A 15,542-nucleotide genomic window follows, 5' to 3' on the forward strand; every position below is an offset into this window, starting at 1 on the left:
CTTTATGAAAAAAATGCTTTCCTTAGTTATGATTGTTAAGAACGAAGGGTCCACTTTGAAACGTTGTTTAGAAAGTGCTTTTAAACTTGTTGATGAGATTATCATTGTTGACACGGGTTCAATAGACAACACGAAAGAAATTGCTCGGGAATTTGATGCTGAAATTTTCGATTATACATGGAGCAATGATTTCTCTGAAGCACGTAATTATGCTTTGGATCGATCGACGAGTGATTGGAACTTGGTGCTTGATGCGGATGAGTATATTTCTAACGACTGTAGAAATACCATTCGTCAATTCATTGAGGGACGTCAAGCCATAGGCAGAGTAAAGAGGATTGATAAATTTCAGGGGCATGATGGAATCAATTACGAACAGATTTATATTTCGAGATTATTTCCGGCATCCTGCAGGTATTCTGGGAAAATACATGAACAAATTGAATCGAACCTCCCTCATCTATTTGTCGATGTGGAAGTACAACATGATGGTTATTTTCAGCAGAGCAAGAATGAGAGAAATATAACCATTTTGCAGGGCGTCCTTCGGGAACATCCATTAGATCCATATTATCATTATCAAATCGCTAAGGAATACAGAGGTCTTGAGAATTATGAAAAGGCTTATTATCACTTGAAAATAGCCTATGATAATATGAAGGGCAATGAGGGATACGCCCCTAGCGTCGCTGTGAATTTATTATATGCTATTATTTCAACAGGTTATTTATCTGAAGGGATAGCAATCATTGATCAACAAGTTAATAAATTGGACAATTATTCTGACTTTTTCTTTGTTGCAGCTCTTTATTTGCTTGAACTTATACAGAGTGATCCAGTTCAGTTTGGAGAGTTGATACCTTTAATAGAACGTTATTATAAAAAGGCACTCGAAATAGGGGAGAATGGGCAAGAAGGAAGTGTACGGGGAACTGGGAGTTATGCAGCACTTCATAATTTAGGAGTTTTTTATGAGGTAACGGGACAAACTGATTTGGCCATTTATTGTTATGAAAGAGCTTCAGAAATGCTTTATAAGCCATCGATGGACAGGCTTCAAAATATCAAATCCTAAGATTGAATTATTAAAAACGGCTTCAATGTGATTCAGTTAAACGGTCTCTGTTTAATAATAATTATTAACGTTATAGTCTGTATGAACCAACCATCACTCGTTTGTAATGTAATTTAATTACAATAAATCATTTTCCTTTCCAATTGACAATGGACGAGTTCGGGTGGTATATTCAGGAATGTAGACGCAAGTCACACTTTATTTGATGACGAAGGGAATGTTTGTGCATGCAAGGAAAAGTTAAATGGTTCAACGCAGAAAAAGGATACGGTTTCATCGAAACTTCTGAGGGTGGCGACGTATTCGTACACTTCTCCGCAATCCAATCCGAAGGCTTCAAAACTTTGGAAGAAGGTCAAGACGTAGAATTCGACATCGTCGAAGGCGCACGTGGACCACAAGCAGCTAACGTCATCAAATTATAATCATCCGGCAAGTCCGACCTACATATACGGTTAGATGGTTGAGTAATTGAAGAGCGATAGCTTAGAACCCTGGAGAAATCCAGGGTTTTTTATATTTGCCCGAAAACAAGCTCGATGTCCAAGCGTTTTTGTGAACTGAATCATCGCTAAGCAAGGATGCCTATATATTTTAGAAGAGCGTTACATAAGACTTCATTTAAAAAGACCCCCCGTTCCTTTACGCACAAAAATCTACGGTATCCAACTTTATCCAAAACCTAGCTCACCTGTTTCATTTCCCTCACATCGGTTAAAAGTTCTTACCTCCCCTTAAGCGGGAAGCAGAATAAGTAAAGGCTTTCATTGTAATCTCCGTACACAGAAATGCCTTTTTACTTAGCGTTAACAAATGTGATATAATGGAACTGCAAAGGAGGAGTGCCCTATGAATTTTAGTATTCGAGGTCAACAAATCGATGTGACTGATGCTTTGAAAGACTATGTTGACAAGAAACTCAGCAGACTTGAAAAGTATTTTGATGCACCCCCTACCTCAGAAGGATATGTAACACTCAGTGTCGTCCGAGGTTTGCACACCGTGGAGGTGACGATCCCGCTCCCAGGCGTTATGCTTCGGGCAGAGGACCGCAGCGACGATATGTACGCATCGATTGATGCCGTTGTGGACAAGTTGGAACGCCAGATCCGCAAACACAAAACGAAATTGAACCGCAAGTTCCGTCAGGAAGGCAGCCTGAAGACACTCTTTACGGATGAAGCTGCAGCAGGCCTGGTGGCCGAACAACAGACGGAAGAAGATCATGACGATCTGGAAGTGGTCCGTACGAAACGCTTCACGTTCAAACCGATGGATGTGGAAGAGGCCATTTTGCAGATGAACATGGTCGGACATAATTTCTTCGTGTTCTCCAATATTGATACTCAAGAAGTGAGCGTTGTTTACAAACGTAATGACGGCAAGTACGGTTTGATCGAGCAAACGGAATCAGATTCGTATTAAGCAAGTTTCACATTCTGAAGGTACAATTTTCATGATTATGTAAAAATTAATTGCTAATAAGATTAAAAAAAGAGCTCATATCCTGCAACGGATTGGGCTCTTCTTACGTATATAGATAATGGAGCCCAAAACGGCGCATGCATTGTCATTCGGACTGTTGCGGCTTGACTTACAAACTGTTACAATTTATGCAAACGCGCTTTCGAGAATTTAATATGTATATTGTTACAAATTAACTTCAACTATATTCTGCCTGGATGGAATTGAGTCGGTATTCGATCCAACTCTTTCAGCAGATCACCCACATTTCTGTATGAATCGGTTCTTCGTGAATCCTATTTATCCAGCACATGTCTGTGAGGTTGGATAGGTCGGGGGATCGATCGCATTTGAACATAACCCTTGATTTTTTGAAGTTAATTTAACCATTTGTTTTGCGTGAAAGGGGTTAACCATGCTAGGACTTGTTAAAAAAATCTTTGGCGATGTCAATGATCGTGATATCAAGCGTCTGATGAAGACGGTTGATCAAATTAACAAAATAGAACCGGATTTCGTGAAGCTCACCGATGAGCAGCTGAAAGCCAAGACGGATGAATTCCGCGCGCGTCTGGACAAAGACGAATCGCTTGACGAGCTGCTTCCTGAAGCGTTTGCGACCGTCCGTGAGGCATCCAAACGCGTTCTCGGCAAAAGACATTATGATGTACAGCTGATCGGCGGTATGGCGCTTCATGAGGGCCGTATTGCGGAAATGAAGACCGGCGAAGGTAAAACCCTCGTAGGTACGCTCCCGGTATACCTGAACGCTCTCCTGAGCAAAGGCGTGCATGTGGTAACGGTCAACGATTACCTTGCACAGCGCGATAGCCAGGAAATGGGACAGATTTACGAATTCCTGGGCATGACGGTCGGGGTTAACCTGAACGGCATGGACCATGCGGATAAACAAGTAGCTTATGCCTGTGATATTACGTACGGTACGAACAATGAGTTCGGTTTCGATTACCTGCGTGATAACATGGTGCTTTATAAAGAACAGATGGTTCAGCGTCCGCTGTACTTCTGTACGATTGACGAAGTGGACTCCATCCTGGTCGATGAAGCCCGTACGCCGCTGATCATTTCCGGACAAGCTCAGAAGTCGACTCAGCTTTACTACGTGGCTGATCGCTTTGTGAAGCAGCTCCAAGGGGAAGAGGATTACACGGTAGATATTAAAGTCAAATCCGTTGCGCTCACCGAAAAGGGTGTAGCCAAAGCGGAACGCGCTTTTGGTATCGAGAACCTGTATGACCACGCTCATGTAACGCTGAACCATCACATTGTTCAGGCTCTGAAGGCTAACGTTATTATGCGCCTGGACGTGGATTACGTCGTGACCGAAGACGAAGTTGTCATCGTCGACGAATTTACGGGCCGCCTGATGGCAGGCCGCCGTTACAGCGATGGCTTGCACCAAGCGATCGAGGCGAAGGAAGGCATCGAGGTTCAGAACGAGAGCATGACGCTCGCGACCATTACGTTCCAGAACTACTTCCGGATGTACCGCAAGCTTGCAGGCATGACCGGTACGGCTAAGACGGAGGAAGAAGAATTCAAGAAAATCTATGGACTGGAAGTACTCCAGGTTCCTACGAATAAACCGAACCAACGCGTGGATATGCCTGACGTGGTTTACAAGAGCGAGAATGGCAAGTTCAAAGCCGTTGTAGAAGAGATCGTAGAACGCCACAAAAAGAACCAGCCGGTTCTTGTAGGTACGGTCTCCATTGAAAACTCCGAGCTGATCTCGGATATGTTGAAACGCAAAGGCGTCAAGCACCAAGTGCTGAATGCCAAGTACCATGCCGAAGAGGCTGAAATCATCTCTCGCGCCGGTCAACCGGGCACCGTAACCATTGCCACCAACATGGCGGGTCGCGGTACGGACATTTTGCTGGGGGATGGCGTGTCTGACCTTGGTGGTCTGCACATCATCGGTACAGAGCGTCACGAATCGCGCCGGATCGATAACCAGCTTCGTGGACGTGCGGGACGCCAGGGCGACCCGGGTTCTACACAGTTCTATCTGTCTTTGGGCGATGAGCTGATGAAGCGTTTTGGTGCCGACAACGTACTGAACATGATGGACCGTCTCGGTTTTGAAGAAGACCAGCCGATCGAGAGCAAAATGATCACCCGTGCGATTGAATCCGCGCAAAAACGCGTCGAAGGCAACAACTTCGATCTGCGTAAAGTCGTTCTCCAATATGATGATGTGATGAATCAGCAGCGTGAGATTATTTATAAACAACGCCGCGAAATTCTTGAATCCGAGAACATCAAGGATATCGTCATGGAAATGATCAAGCCGGTCATCGACCGCGTCGTCGAAGTTCACTGTTCCGACGAAATTCCGGAAAACTGGGAAGTGCAAGAGGTTGCCGATTACGTGAACAGCAAGCTGTTGGATGAAGGCTCTGTGACACGTGACGACCTCTGGGGCAAAGAAGTACCGGATATGGAAGATTACATTTTCGAAAGAGTGAAAGCCAAATACGATGAACGCGAAGAAAGAATCGGCTCCGAGCTCGTGCGTGAGTTCGAGAAGGTTATCGTGCTTCGTTCGGTAGACAGCAAGTGGATGGACCACATTGACGCGATGGATCAGCTTCGTCAAGGTATCCACCTTCGTGCTTACGGCGGTACGGATCCTCTTCGTGAATACCAATTCGAGGGCTTTGAAATGTTCAACGCGATGACGGCCAGCATTCAGGAAGAAGTGGCAACTTACGTCATGAAGGCACATATCGAAGCGAACCAGGAACGTCAGGCCGTGATCGAAGAAAGCAAGGTCACCACGAACGGCGAACCTACCGAGAAAAAACCGGTACACGTAGGCGATCAAATCGGACGCAACGATCCTTGTCCTTGCGGAAGCGGCAAAAAGTATAAGCACTGCCATGGTCAAGAATAGTTGCTGTTGTATATATTGAACTAAAGAAAAGTTATAATAACTTTAGTTCATTGTATGTCTAAGGAAATGCATAATATAGCATGCAGCTGGTGACAGCCGTCGGCTATATGGATATAAACCACATCCCGCTGGGGTGTGGAACAGGACTCCCTTGAACGAAAGAACCCGGAAGCAGAATGCATTCTGCGCCAGTGTCCTTGTTTAAGGGAGTTTATGTCGATAAAGAGGTGAGGGAAAGTTCATGATCGATCCGTCCATCAAGCATGACCTGCGAGAAATCGCATCCAAATTAACTAATCTTAGGGGGTCTCTTTGACTTAGGCCTCAAACAGGAAATGATTGCAAACTTCGAAGAGAAAATGTCCGCACCGGACTTTTGGGATGACAATGAGAGAGCGCAGGGCGTTATTGCGGAAATGAACGCAGTGAAGTCTTCCGTTGACAAATATGAAGGACTGCAGCAAGAGTATGATGACGCATCTATGATGGCTGAACTGGCAGATGAGGAAGGCGACGAGTCGCTCTTTGATGAAATCGCCGAATCGGTGAAGAGCCTGAAGAAAAAGCTTGAGGATTTCGAGCTCGATCTGCTTCTGAATCAGCCTTATGATAAGCTGAACGCCATCCTGGAGCTTCACCCGGGTGCGGGCGGAACCGAATCGCAAGATTGGGGACAGATGCTGCTTCGGATGTACACCCGGTGGGCGGAAAAACGGGGCTTCAAGGTTGAAGTCATGGATTATCTGCCTGGTGATGAAGCGGGCATTAAGAGTGTGACGCTTCTGATCAAAGGGTTTAACGCTTACGGGTATTTGAAAACGGAGAAAGGCGTGCACCGTTTGGTGCGGATCTCGCCGTTTGACTCCTCAGGTCGAAGACATACTTCATTCGTTTCATGTGACGTGGTTCCGGAGATTACGGAAGACGCCGAGGTGGAGATCCGGACTGAAGATTTGAAAATCGACACGTACCGGGCCAGTGGCGCAGGCGGACAGCACATCAATACGACGGACTCAGCGGTACGGATTACGCACTTGCCAACCGGCATCGTGGTAACCTGCCAGAATGAACGTTCACAGATCAAGAACCGCGAGCAAGCCATGACGATGCTGCGTTCCAAGCTATATGAACGTAAAATTGAAGAGCAGCAAAAAGAACTGGATGAAATCCGAGGGGAACAGTCGGATATTGCATGGGGCAGCCAGATCCGCTCCTATGTGTTCCATCCCTATAGTATGGTAAAGGACCACCGCACTTCAGTGGAAACCGGCAATGTCGGCGCTGTGATGGACGGGGATCTGGATCCTTTCATCGACGGCTATTTACGCAGCCAAATTAAAGTGGATACCGAATAAAACCTATGAAATTCCTACACGCTATATAGATTGAACATTTCTTTTCGTTCATTCTGTATCCTTGTGTAGGAATTTTTAGCGTCCGGCACTATTCAGCAATTGGACGCCTTCAACCAGAATGAAGAGAATATAAATCAAGGAGAGAAAATGAAGTATGTCTCAAATCACAACCTCGAGCCGCAGAAAGGCTCCCATGATTCCTCCAACCGGTCCTTTGCGTCATGTGGTGGATACCGTTCTTATCATCATTGGTTCCCTAATTATTGCATTAGGCTTCAATTTGTTCTTCCTCCCTCATGGAATTGCTTCCGGTGGTGTATCCGGCGTCTCTGTCCTAGGAGAGGCATGGTTTGGCTTGGAACCCGCATTTACGCAGTGGGCTCTGAATATACCGCTCTTTTTCTTGGGCGTGTTTTTGCTAGGTAAAAACTACGGTATACGCTCACTGCTGGGTAGCGTCATTTTGCCGCTATTCGTATATTTGACCAAAGACTGGCCCATGCCTACAGATAATCCACTGCTTGCTTCTATATATGGAGGCATTGCGGTAGGACTCGGTATCGGCATTGTCTACCGTGGAAGAGGTTCGACCGGCGGATTGACCACACTCGCTCAAATCATTCAAAAATACAGCGGGCTCAGCTTCTCGTTATGTGTTGTCCTGCTGGACGGCAGCGTTATTATTTTGGCCGCTTGTACCTTGTCCTTGGAAAAAGCATTATATGCCTTGGTTGGTCTCTATGTCACGGGGAAGGTTATCGATGCTGTAGAACTTGGCTTTAACTACTCGAAGGTAGCATACATCATTTCCAATCATACGGATAAAATCAGCGAAGCCGTGCTGCATGACCTTGACCGGGGTCTGACGAAGCTGAACGCTGAAGGGGGATTTACAGGAGATCATCGCACCGTACTGATGGTCGTGATCGGACAAAGCGAGACAACGCGCTTAAAGACGCTGGTAAGGACCGTAGATCCGGATGCCTTTGTCATCATCAGCAATACGCATGAGGTACTCGGGGAAGGGTTTAAGCTAGAGGGAAGCTAATGAATGAAAGAAGCATTGCTTGCTATCGTGGATGGCGGGCATGCTTCTTTTTTTTATCAAAGAACTTATGAGTTGGCAAAGCTTAGGTCTTGAAGGGGCAACGGCGGTAGAGATTTTGGCTGAATAGCATAACCCCTTATAGGACAAGGCGGAATTCGCGTGAAACGGTTGTATTTATATAAATACAGTCGTATAATAATACATATTTATTAGAGGGATGCAAGTCAGGTGATAGAGAGGGGAACACGGAGATGCCAGGGGAACAAGGGGAAACCAGTAAAATCAGAATTGCGATTGTCGGATCGACAGGCTACGGCGGGGTGGAATTGATCCGCTTGCTGCAGGCCCACCCGCTTGCGGAAATTACGTCGGTTATATCATCATCCAGCGCGGGAACGCCGATTTCGGATGGATTTCCGCATTTAACAGACATTATCGTCCAAAACTTGGATGGGGTCAATGCGTCAGAGATCGCGGAAAAGGCAGATGTAGTATTCACGGCTACACCTTCAGGCGTAAGTTCGAAGCTGGTGCCAGGGCTGCTGGAAGCGGGTTTGAAGGTTATTGATCTGTCGGGGGATTACCGGATCAAAGACGGCGAAACTTACGAGAAGTGGTATAAGCACCCGGCGCCTGAACAGAGTTACTTGGAGAAAGCCGTGTACGGCCTATGCGAGATTTTCGGCGAGGAAGTTACGGATGTGGATTTTGTCTCGAATCCCGGCTGTTATCCGACAGCGACGCTTCTTGGTCTGATCCCGGCGATTAGTGCCGGCTGGATTGATCCCAAAAGCATCATTATCGATGCCAAATCGGGTGTTTCCGGTTCCGGACGGGGCACAAGCCTGACTTCGCATTATGCGGAAATCAACGAAAACTTTAAAGCTTACAAAGTGAATAAGCATCAACACATCCCGGAAATCGAGCAGGTTCTTGGTCAAGTGACAGGCGAGCCGGTGACCGTTACCTTTACAACCCAGCTCGTACCAATGACGCGCGGCATTATGAGCACGATGTATGCACAGATGAACGGCGTGTATAATGACGAGGATTTTGTGGAGCTGTACAGACAGTATTACAAAGAGCGCCCGTTCGTGCGTGTACGGGATAAAGGAATCTGGCCGGCAACCAAAGAAGTATATGGATCAAACTATTGCGACGTCGGGTTTGCGGCAGATGCACGAACAGGACGGGTGACCATTATTTCGGTCATCGATAATATTGTCAAAGGTGCGGCTGGCCAAGCGATACAGAATCTGAATTTGATGATGGGATGGGAGGAGAATCTCGGACTGGGTTATACACCGGTGTATCCGTAAGGAGCGGGATCAAGACATTATGGGACAAGAAAAATATACCGCTGTGCAAAGCGGTTCGATTATAACACCTAAGGGTTTTTCGGCAGGAGGATTGCACTGCGGACTCAAGAAAACCGATCGTCATGATTTGGGTGCGATCCTATGCGAAGTACCGGCTGTAGCTGCGGCTGTGTACACGACGAATGTTTTTCAGGCTGCACCGCTGAAAGTAACGCGCGAGAGCCTGCAGAACGGAAGATTACAGGCCGTTGTCGTGAATAGCGGCAATGCCAATGCGTGTACGGGACAACAGGGTGAAACCGATGCGTATACCATGCGTGCTGAGGCTGCGCAGCAATTGGGCGTTGCAGAACAGGATGTCGCCGTTGCTTCCACGGGCGTGATCGGTGAGCTTCTTAAGATGGATCGTGTGATATCGGGCATTGCCGGACTCCCGCAGCGTCTGAGCGGTGAAGCTTCAGGGGCTGAAGATTTCTCGCAGGCCATTCTCACCACCGACCTTGTGAAGAAGGAAGCCTGCGTTTCCGTTGACGTGAATGGCAAAACGGTTACCATTGCCGGGGCAGCCAAGGGCTCGGGCATGATACATCCGAACATGGCAACGATGCTTGCCTTTATGACGACAGATGCGGTGATCGAAGCTGATGATTTGCAGTTGCTTTTGCGGAAAGCAACGGACACGACTTTTAATATGATCACGGTTGACGGAGATACAAGTACCAACGATATGTTGGTTGCAATGGCAAGCGGTCTGGCTGAGAATGAAACGCTGAATCCATCTCATCCGGATTGGGCGGCTTTTGCTGCAGGCTTTACGTATGTCTGCCAAGTGTTGGCTCAAGCCATCGCGCGGGATGGGGAAGGAGCAACCAAGCTGGTTGAGGTTTGTGTGAACGGTGCAGTAAGCGACCTGTCGGCACGTGCGATCGCCAAAACCGTGATCGGCTCAAGCCTGGTGAAATCAGCTGTATTCGGAGCCGATGCGAACTGGGGACGGATCATTGCTGCAGTTGGACGCGCAGGCGAGCCGGTGAATCCGGAAACCGTCGATATTCACATCGGAGATATTTCAGTTCTGGAAGGCTCGCGGCCGGTCGTGTTCGATGAGGATGAAGCGTTGGAATACCTTAAGGGCGATACGGTCCGCATTGTGGTGGATCTTCATCAAGCGGAAGGCCAAGCGACAGCATGGGGCTGCGATCTGACATACGATTATGTCCGTATTAATGCAGCATACCGGACATAACAGAGCGGAATGGGGGATGAGAGAGCTGTGAAGACATTGGATCATCAAGAGAATAACGTCGCTCGGGATGCATTGGAAAGCAAACAAAGCTTCGTGATGAAATGCGGTGGCAGTACGCTGGCGGCATTGCCGGATTCTTTTTTTGAGGATTTGAAGCAGCTGCAGGCATCCGGCATTCAGCCTGTTATCGTTCATGGCGGCGGCCCGGCTATTTCGGAGAATCTGGAGAAGCTTGGGATCGAAACGGAGTTTGTGAATGGACTTCGCCGGACGACGGAAGCTGTACTGGATGTAGTAGAAATGGTGCTGGCGGGTAGCATCAACAAGCAAATTGTCAGACGCATTCAGCAGAGCGGAGGACGGGCGCTGGGAATCTCGGGCGTAGATGGAGCCCTGATTCAGGCTCAGCCTGTAGCGAACGCTGCTGAGGTCGGCTGGGTCGGCGATGTTACGTACGTGCAGTCAAGCATTATTGAGGGCATTACCGCGATGGGTTATATGCCGGTGATTGCCCCGGTTGGCGTGGACGCGAATGGACAGCGATATAATATCAATGCCGATACGGCCGCAGGCGCCGTAGCTTCGCATCTCGGAACGGACCGGATGATTGTCGTCACGGATGTGCCGGGCATCATGAAAGAGATTGAAGGCACCAAGCAGGTTCTGCCTGTGGTGACGGTGCAGCAGATCGAGGACATGATCGCGAGCGGTGACATATATGGCGGGATGATACCCAAAGTGAAAGCCGCAGTCGGCTGCATCCAAGGTGATGTGCAGGAAGTAGTCATCGTGAACGGTAGCGAGCCGAAAGTGCTGAGCCGCGTTCTGCAAGGAGAGACGATCGGGACGAGAATCGTAAGGTAATAAACGAAGAAAATAAGATGCTAGAACTTCATTATTTGAGGGTCAGAAGGAATGGATGCAAGGGGATTTTGGGACTGAAGGGGCGGCAGCCCGAAGTTCTAACTATCGTCGCAGTCGCAACCTGAAGCCGGTTTAGATGATCAAAATTCATTTATCTATTTTCAACAATGCCAAGCCAGATATGATTCCAAAAATAATCCGATGACAGGAGTGATTTCAATGAGCAATCCGGCAGGACAGTCCAGCTCGCTGTTTCCGAACTATGCAAGATATTCGATCAACCTAGTTAAAGGCCAGGGCAGCTGGCTGTGGGACGACCAAGGGAACAAATATCTCGATTTCATGAGCGGCATTGCCGTTACCAATCTGGGGCACGCCCCGGAGAAGGTTAAGGCGAAGCTGAAGAATCAACTCGATGAACTATGGCATGTATCGAATCTGTTCCAAATTCCGAATCAGGAAAAAGCGGCCTCGCTTCTGACGGCGAACAGCTGTGCAGACGCAGTATTCTTCTGCAACAGCGGCGCCGAGGCAAATGAAGCGGCTATTAAGCTGGCGCGTCGTTATCATCAAAAGATTCAAAACAACGGCCGGTTTGAGATTATTACCTTTATCCAATCCTTCCATGGACGGACGCTGGCTACATTGACGGCAACCGGTCAGGATAAAGTAAAGGACGGGTTCCTTCCATTGCCCGCCGGCTTCAAAAACGTTCCGCTCCATGACCTCGATGCTCTCAAAGCAGCCATTACCGATAAAACGGCGGCAATTATGCTGGAGCTCGTGCTGGCAGAGGGCGGCGTTCTTCCCGTGGAAGCGGAGTTTGTTCAAGCCGTGAAGGCGCTGTGCGAAGAGCATGGTCTGCTGCTCATTCTCGATGAAGTTCAAACGGGCATGGGCCGTACAGGCAAACTGTTTGCGCACGAGCATTACGGTATTGAGCCGGATATTTTCACCTTGGCCAAAGGAATTGCAAGCGGGTTCCCGGCGGGAGCCATGCTCGGCAAGGCCTTCTTGCGTGATGCATTCAGCGCAGGCAGCCATGGTTCGACTTTCGGCGGAACGCCGATTGCGACAGCCGCCATCATCGCGACCATTGAAACCATGCTGGAAGATCAACTTCCGCAGCGTGCGGATGAGATGGGCGCCTACCTGCAAGAACAGCTAGCGGAGAAACTCGCAGGTATTCCACATGTTAAAGCGATTCGCGGTCTTGGGCTTTTGATTGGCATCGAGTGTGCAGAACCGGTAAGCGACCTCGTAATCGAAGGTCAAAAGCGCGGATTGCTGTTCATCACTGCAGGGCCGAATGTCATTCGGTTACTGCCGAACCTGTACGTAAGCAAAGAAGAAATCGATCAGGCGGTAAGCATCATCGCTGACGTGATCCATGACCATACAGCTATAAAAAAGGCTTAAACTAAAAATATTCTCATCATTAGTGATCGATAAAGAGCAGAGGTAGCAGAGGGGCGGAATTACACTGAAGAGTCGTTAGCGGCCGGCTAAGGTTTTGTTTAGCCAAGCTGGCTTCGACAATGATTTGTCTCTGAATTTGAACCAGTATCCAGCAGAATACAATTGGGGAATTTGGAGATAACGGCGATTGGAAGTGTGATCCATCAACTTTGCGGTTATTATGCGAGAGTGATCTAATGAGGACAAGGAGGAACACCCCATGACTCAAGCAGAACAGTTGAAACATGTGAACTTGAAAGGCCGGGACCTGCTGGAACTGGACGACTACACCACGGAAGAGATTCAGTATTTGCTGGATCTTGCGGTTGAACTGAAACGCAAGCAAAAGAACGGCGAGGTGTATCAGCCGCTCAAAGGCAAAACGATCGGACTCATTTTTGAAAAATCCTCAACGCGGACGCGGGTTTCCTTTGAAGTAGGTGCGTTCCAGCTTGGTGCGCACGCGCTCTTTTTGAGCAAGAATGATATTCAGCTCGGACGGGGCGAGATCATCAGCGATACTGCGCAGGTGCTTTCCCGTTATCTCGACGGCATCATGATCCGTACATTTGGGCATCACAATGTCGTTGACTTGGCCGAGTATGCATCGGTTCCGGTGATCAACGGGCTCAGCGATCTGGCGCATCCGTGCCAAGTGCTGGCCGACTTCCAAACCATCTACGAGCAAAAAGGCGCGTTGAAAGGGCTCAAGCTGGCTTACATCGGCGACGGCAACAACATGGCGCATTCCCTCATGATCGGCGGAGCGAAGCTGGGTGTGCATGTATCCATCGCAAGTCCGGAAGGCTATGAACCGGATCCTGAAGTGGTGAAACAAAGCCGTGAAATCGCGAAGCAAACCGGAGCTGAAATCGTTGTGACTCGCAGTCCGCAGGAAGCCGTGAAGGACGCCGACGCCATCTATACGGATGTGTGGGCGAGCATGGGCTTTGAGGAAGAGCAAAAAATCCGCGAGGCTGCCTTCAAAAACTATCAAGTGGACGAAGAACTCGTGAAAGGTGCCAAGAGCGACTACCTGTTCATGCACTGCCTGCCGGCGCATCGCGGTGAGGAAGTCAGTGCAGGCGTCATCGACGGCAAAAACTCGGTTATTTTCGATCAAGCGGAAAACCGTCTGCATGCGCAAAAAGCTTTGATGGCCGCATTGATGGGATAGGCTGAACAGATCGTGCTTGAACTGACGGTTCATGGCGTAGTAAAAGCAAGCTGTATGGTAAGCTCTCGGGTTTTATACTCATAGATGTAGTTTACACTCTTGGATACAGATAGATGTAGGATCAACATCGCAGTAGCGGAGGGAACGGAATCGATCTGAAGAAGCGGCAGCGTTCGGAAGAACGATCCGTACCCGCAGCGGTGACATATGGACGAAGAAGAGGCCGTACCCGAAACGGACATACGAGCGAAGTAAAGATTTCCTTAACTTTAAACCTAAGCACCTTTAATACGATATAATCAATCACAAGAAGCATAAACGAAAGGAAGTTCAAATCATGGCAAAAGAAAAAATCGTGCTCGCCTACTCCGGCGGCCTGGACACATCCATTATTCTCAAATGGCTCAAAGAAACTTATGATGCGGAAATCATCGCTTTTACAGCAGATATCGGTCAAAAAGAAGAGCTCGACGGCCTCGAGGAAAAAGCGCTGGCAACAGGCGCTTCCAAAGTATACATCGACGATCTTCGCGACGAATTCGCGAAGGACTTCATTTACCCAATGTTCCAAGCAGGCGCTTTGTATGAAGGTCAGTACCTGCTCGGCACCAGTATTGCACGCCCGCTGATCGCTAAGCGCATGGTGGAAATTGCCCGTGCTGAAGGCGCAACGGCGATTGCCCACGGCGCAACAGGCAAAGGGAATGACCAGGTTCGTTTCGAACTGGGCGTAGCTGCACTCGCTCCGGATATTAATGTTATCGCTCCATGGCGCCTTGAGGAGTTCCGTAACGACTTCCCGGGCCGCGCCGAGATGATCGCCTTTGCCGAAAAACATGGCATTCCGGTTACCGCTTCCGCGGCCAAGCCTTACTCCATGGACCGTAACCTGCTGCATATCAGCTATGAAAGCGGCGTGCTGGAGGATCCTTGGTTCGATGCCAGCGCACCGGAAAATAAGGGGATGTTCCTGCTGAGCGCGTCCCCTGAGGATGCTCCGGATGAAGCGGAATATCTTGATCTTGAGTTCGCACAAGGCAACTGCGTTGCGCTGAACGGAGAGAAGCTGAACCCGCTGCAAGTGATGGAAAAACTCAATGAACTGGGCGGCAAGCACGGCATTGGACGCGTCGACATGGTAGAAAACCGTTTTGTCGGCATGAAGAGCCGCGGGGTGTACGAAACGCCGGGCGGAACGATTCTGTTCACCGCTCACCGCAAAATGGAATCCATCACAATGGACCGCGAAGTCATGAACCTGCGCGACAGCCTCATTACCCGTTACAGTACGCTTGTATACAACGGCTTCTGGTTCGCTCCGGAACGTCTGGCTGTACAGGCACTGGTAACGGAAAGCCAGAAGAACGTGACGGGTACCGTACGTGTGAAGCTGTATAAAGGCAATATCATCGCCGCAGGCGTGAAGAGTCCGGTTAGCTTGTACAATCCGGATATCGCGACCATGGAAGCTGATCCGACGCAAGCGTACGATCAGGGGGATGCAACGGGCTTTATTCGCTTGAACGCGCTCCGTCTTAAAGTAAGCACAGGCGTAGAACAGAACCAATAATCGCCGTATCCATAAACGAATGGGCCGCTTGAAGCGGCAAGGCATT

At 48.7% G+C, this 15,542-nt stretch carries 12 protein-coding genes; all 12 read left to right on the forward strand.

What is annotated here, in order from left to right; translation table 11 throughout:
* The first annotated feature begins 4 nt into the window (after positions 1–4).
* Positions 5–1,075 carry a tetratricopeptide repeat-containing glycosyltransferase family 2 protein gene (locus GRF59_RS23825; protein WP_160500196.1) on the forward strand — a complete coding sequence of 357 codons (1,071 nt, stop codon included), beginning with the start codon at positions 5–7 and terminating at the stop codon, positions 1,073–1,075.
* A gap of 227 nt (positions 1,076–1,302) precedes the next feature.
* Entirely contained in the window at positions 1,303–1,500 is a 198-nt protein-coding gene (locus GRF59_RS23830) for a cold shock domain-containing protein (RefSeq protein ID WP_094094426.1), read from the forward strand.
* Between the two features lie 424 nt (positions 1,501–1,924).
* On the forward strand, positions 1,925–2,500 hold the full coding sequence (gene hpf, locus GRF59_RS23835; protein WP_160500197.1) for a ribosome hibernation-promoting factor, HPF/YfiA family: 576 nt from the start codon (positions 1,925–1,927) through the stop codon (positions 2,498–2,500).
* 454 nt (positions 2,501–2,954) lie between these two features.
* Positions 2,955–5,459: a preprotein translocase subunit SecA gene (gene secA / locus GRF59_RS23840; RefSeq protein WP_160500198.1), complete on the forward strand. Its 2,505-nt coding sequence runs from the start codon at positions 2,955–2,957 to the stop codon at positions 5,457–5,459.
* A gap of 241 nt (positions 5,460–5,700) precedes the next feature.
* Positions 5,701–6,814 (forward strand): peptide chain release factor 2 gene (gene prfB / locus GRF59_RS23845; protein ID WP_160500199.1). Its coding sequence is split into 2 segments (ribosomal slippage): positions 5,701–5,772 and positions 5,774–6,814, totalling 1,113 coding nucleotides; the frame shifts between segments, so codons are not numbered across the junction.
* Positions 6,815–6,968: 154 nt separating this feature from the next.
* A complete protein-coding gene (locus GRF59_RS23850) occupies positions 6,969–7,862 on the forward strand; it encodes a YitT family protein (protein WP_160500200.1) in 894 nt (297 codons plus the stop codon).
* A 251-nt stretch (positions 7,863–8,113) separates the two neighbouring features.
* Positions 8,114–9,181: an N-acetyl-gamma-glutamyl-phosphate reductase gene (gene argC / locus GRF59_RS23855; RefSeq protein WP_160500201.1), complete on the forward strand. Its 1,068-nt coding sequence runs from the start codon at positions 8,114–8,116 to the stop codon at positions 9,179–9,181.
* A gap of 19 nt (positions 9,182–9,200) precedes the next feature.
* Positions 9,201–10,427, forward strand: a complete 1,227-nt coding sequence (gene argJ, locus GRF59_RS23860) for a bifunctional glutamate N-acetyltransferase/amino-acid acetyltransferase ArgJ (protein WP_160500202.1) — start codon at positions 9,201–9,203, stop codon at positions 10,425–10,427.
* A gap of 96 nt (positions 10,428–10,523) precedes the next feature.
* Positions 10,524–11,291 (forward strand): acetylglutamate kinase, encoded by a 768-nt coding sequence (argB, locus tag GRF59_RS23865; RefSeq protein WP_237392026.1) that lies wholly within the window; start codon positions 10,524–10,526, stop codon positions 11,289–11,291.
* Between the two features lie 219 nt (positions 11,292–11,510).
* The gene (locus tag GRF59_RS23870) at positions 11,511–12,710 is read left to right on the forward strand and encodes an acetylornithine transaminase (RefSeq protein ID WP_237392002.1); all 1,200 of its coding nucleotides are present in this window, start codon (positions 11,511–11,513) and stop codon (positions 12,708–12,710) included.
* A gap of 259 nt (positions 12,711–12,969) precedes the next feature.
* Positions 12,970–13,926 carry an ornithine carbamoyltransferase gene (argF, locus tag GRF59_RS23875; protein ID WP_160500205.1) on the forward strand — a complete coding sequence of 319 codons (957 nt, stop codon included), beginning with the start codon at positions 12,970–12,972 and terminating at the stop codon, positions 13,924–13,926.
* 337 nt (positions 13,927–14,263) lie between these two features.
* Positions 14,264–15,496 carry an argininosuccinate synthase gene (locus GRF59_RS23880; RefSeq protein WP_160500206.1) on the forward strand — a complete coding sequence of 411 codons (1,233 nt, stop codon included), beginning with the start codon at positions 14,264–14,266 and terminating at the stop codon, positions 15,494–15,496.
* Positions 15,497–15,542 lie beyond the last annotated feature (46 nt).

This window comes from Paenibacillus dendrobii, assembly GCF_009807035.1.
GTDB classification, from domain to species: domain Bacteria; phylum Bacillota; class Bacilli; order Paenibacillales; family Paenibacillaceae; genus Paenibacillus_AQ; species Paenibacillus_AQ dendrobii.

Bases quoted from the DNA above. Each gene is read 5' to 3' on its own strand.
- GRF59_RS23825 (WP_160500196.1), top strand. From the start codon at position 5: ATGAAAAAAATGCTTTCCTTAGTTATGATTGTTAAGAACGAAGGGTCC.
- GRF59_RS23830 (WP_094094426.1), top strand. From the start codon at position 1,303: ATGCAAGGAAAAGTTAAATGGTTCAACGCAGAAAAAGGATACGGTTTC.
- hpf (WP_160500197.1), top strand. From the start codon at position 1,925: ATGAATTTTAGTATTCGAGGTCAACAAATCGATGTGACTGATGCTTTG.
- secA (WP_160500198.1), top strand. From the start codon at position 2,955: ATGCTAGGACTTGTTAAAAAAATCTTTGGCGATGTCAATGATCGTGAT.
- GRF59_RS23850 (WP_160500200.1), top strand. From the start codon at position 6,969: ATGTCTCAAATCACAACCTCGAGCCGCAGAAAGGCTCCCATGATTCCT.
- argC (WP_160500201.1), top strand. From the start codon at position 8,114: ATGCCAGGGGAACAAGGGGAAACCAGTAAAATCAGAATTGCGATTGTC.
- argJ (WP_160500202.1), top strand. From the start codon at position 9,201: ATGGGACAAGAAAAATATACCGCTGTGCAAAGCGGTTCGATTATAACA.
- argB (WP_237392026.1), top strand. From the start codon at position 10,524: ATGAAATGCGGTGGCAGTACGCTGGCGGCATTGCCGGATTCTTTTTTT.
- GRF59_RS23870 (WP_237392002.1), top strand. From the start codon at position 11,511: ATGAGCAATCCGGCAGGACAGTCCAGCTCGCTGTTTCCGAACTATGCA.
- argF (WP_160500205.1), top strand. From the start codon at position 12,970: ATGACTCAAGCAGAACAGTTGAAACATGTGAACTTGAAAGGCCGGGAC.
- GRF59_RS23880 (WP_160500206.1), top strand. From the start codon at position 14,264: ATGGCAAAAGAAAAAATCGTGCTCGCCTACTCCGGCGGCCTGGACACA.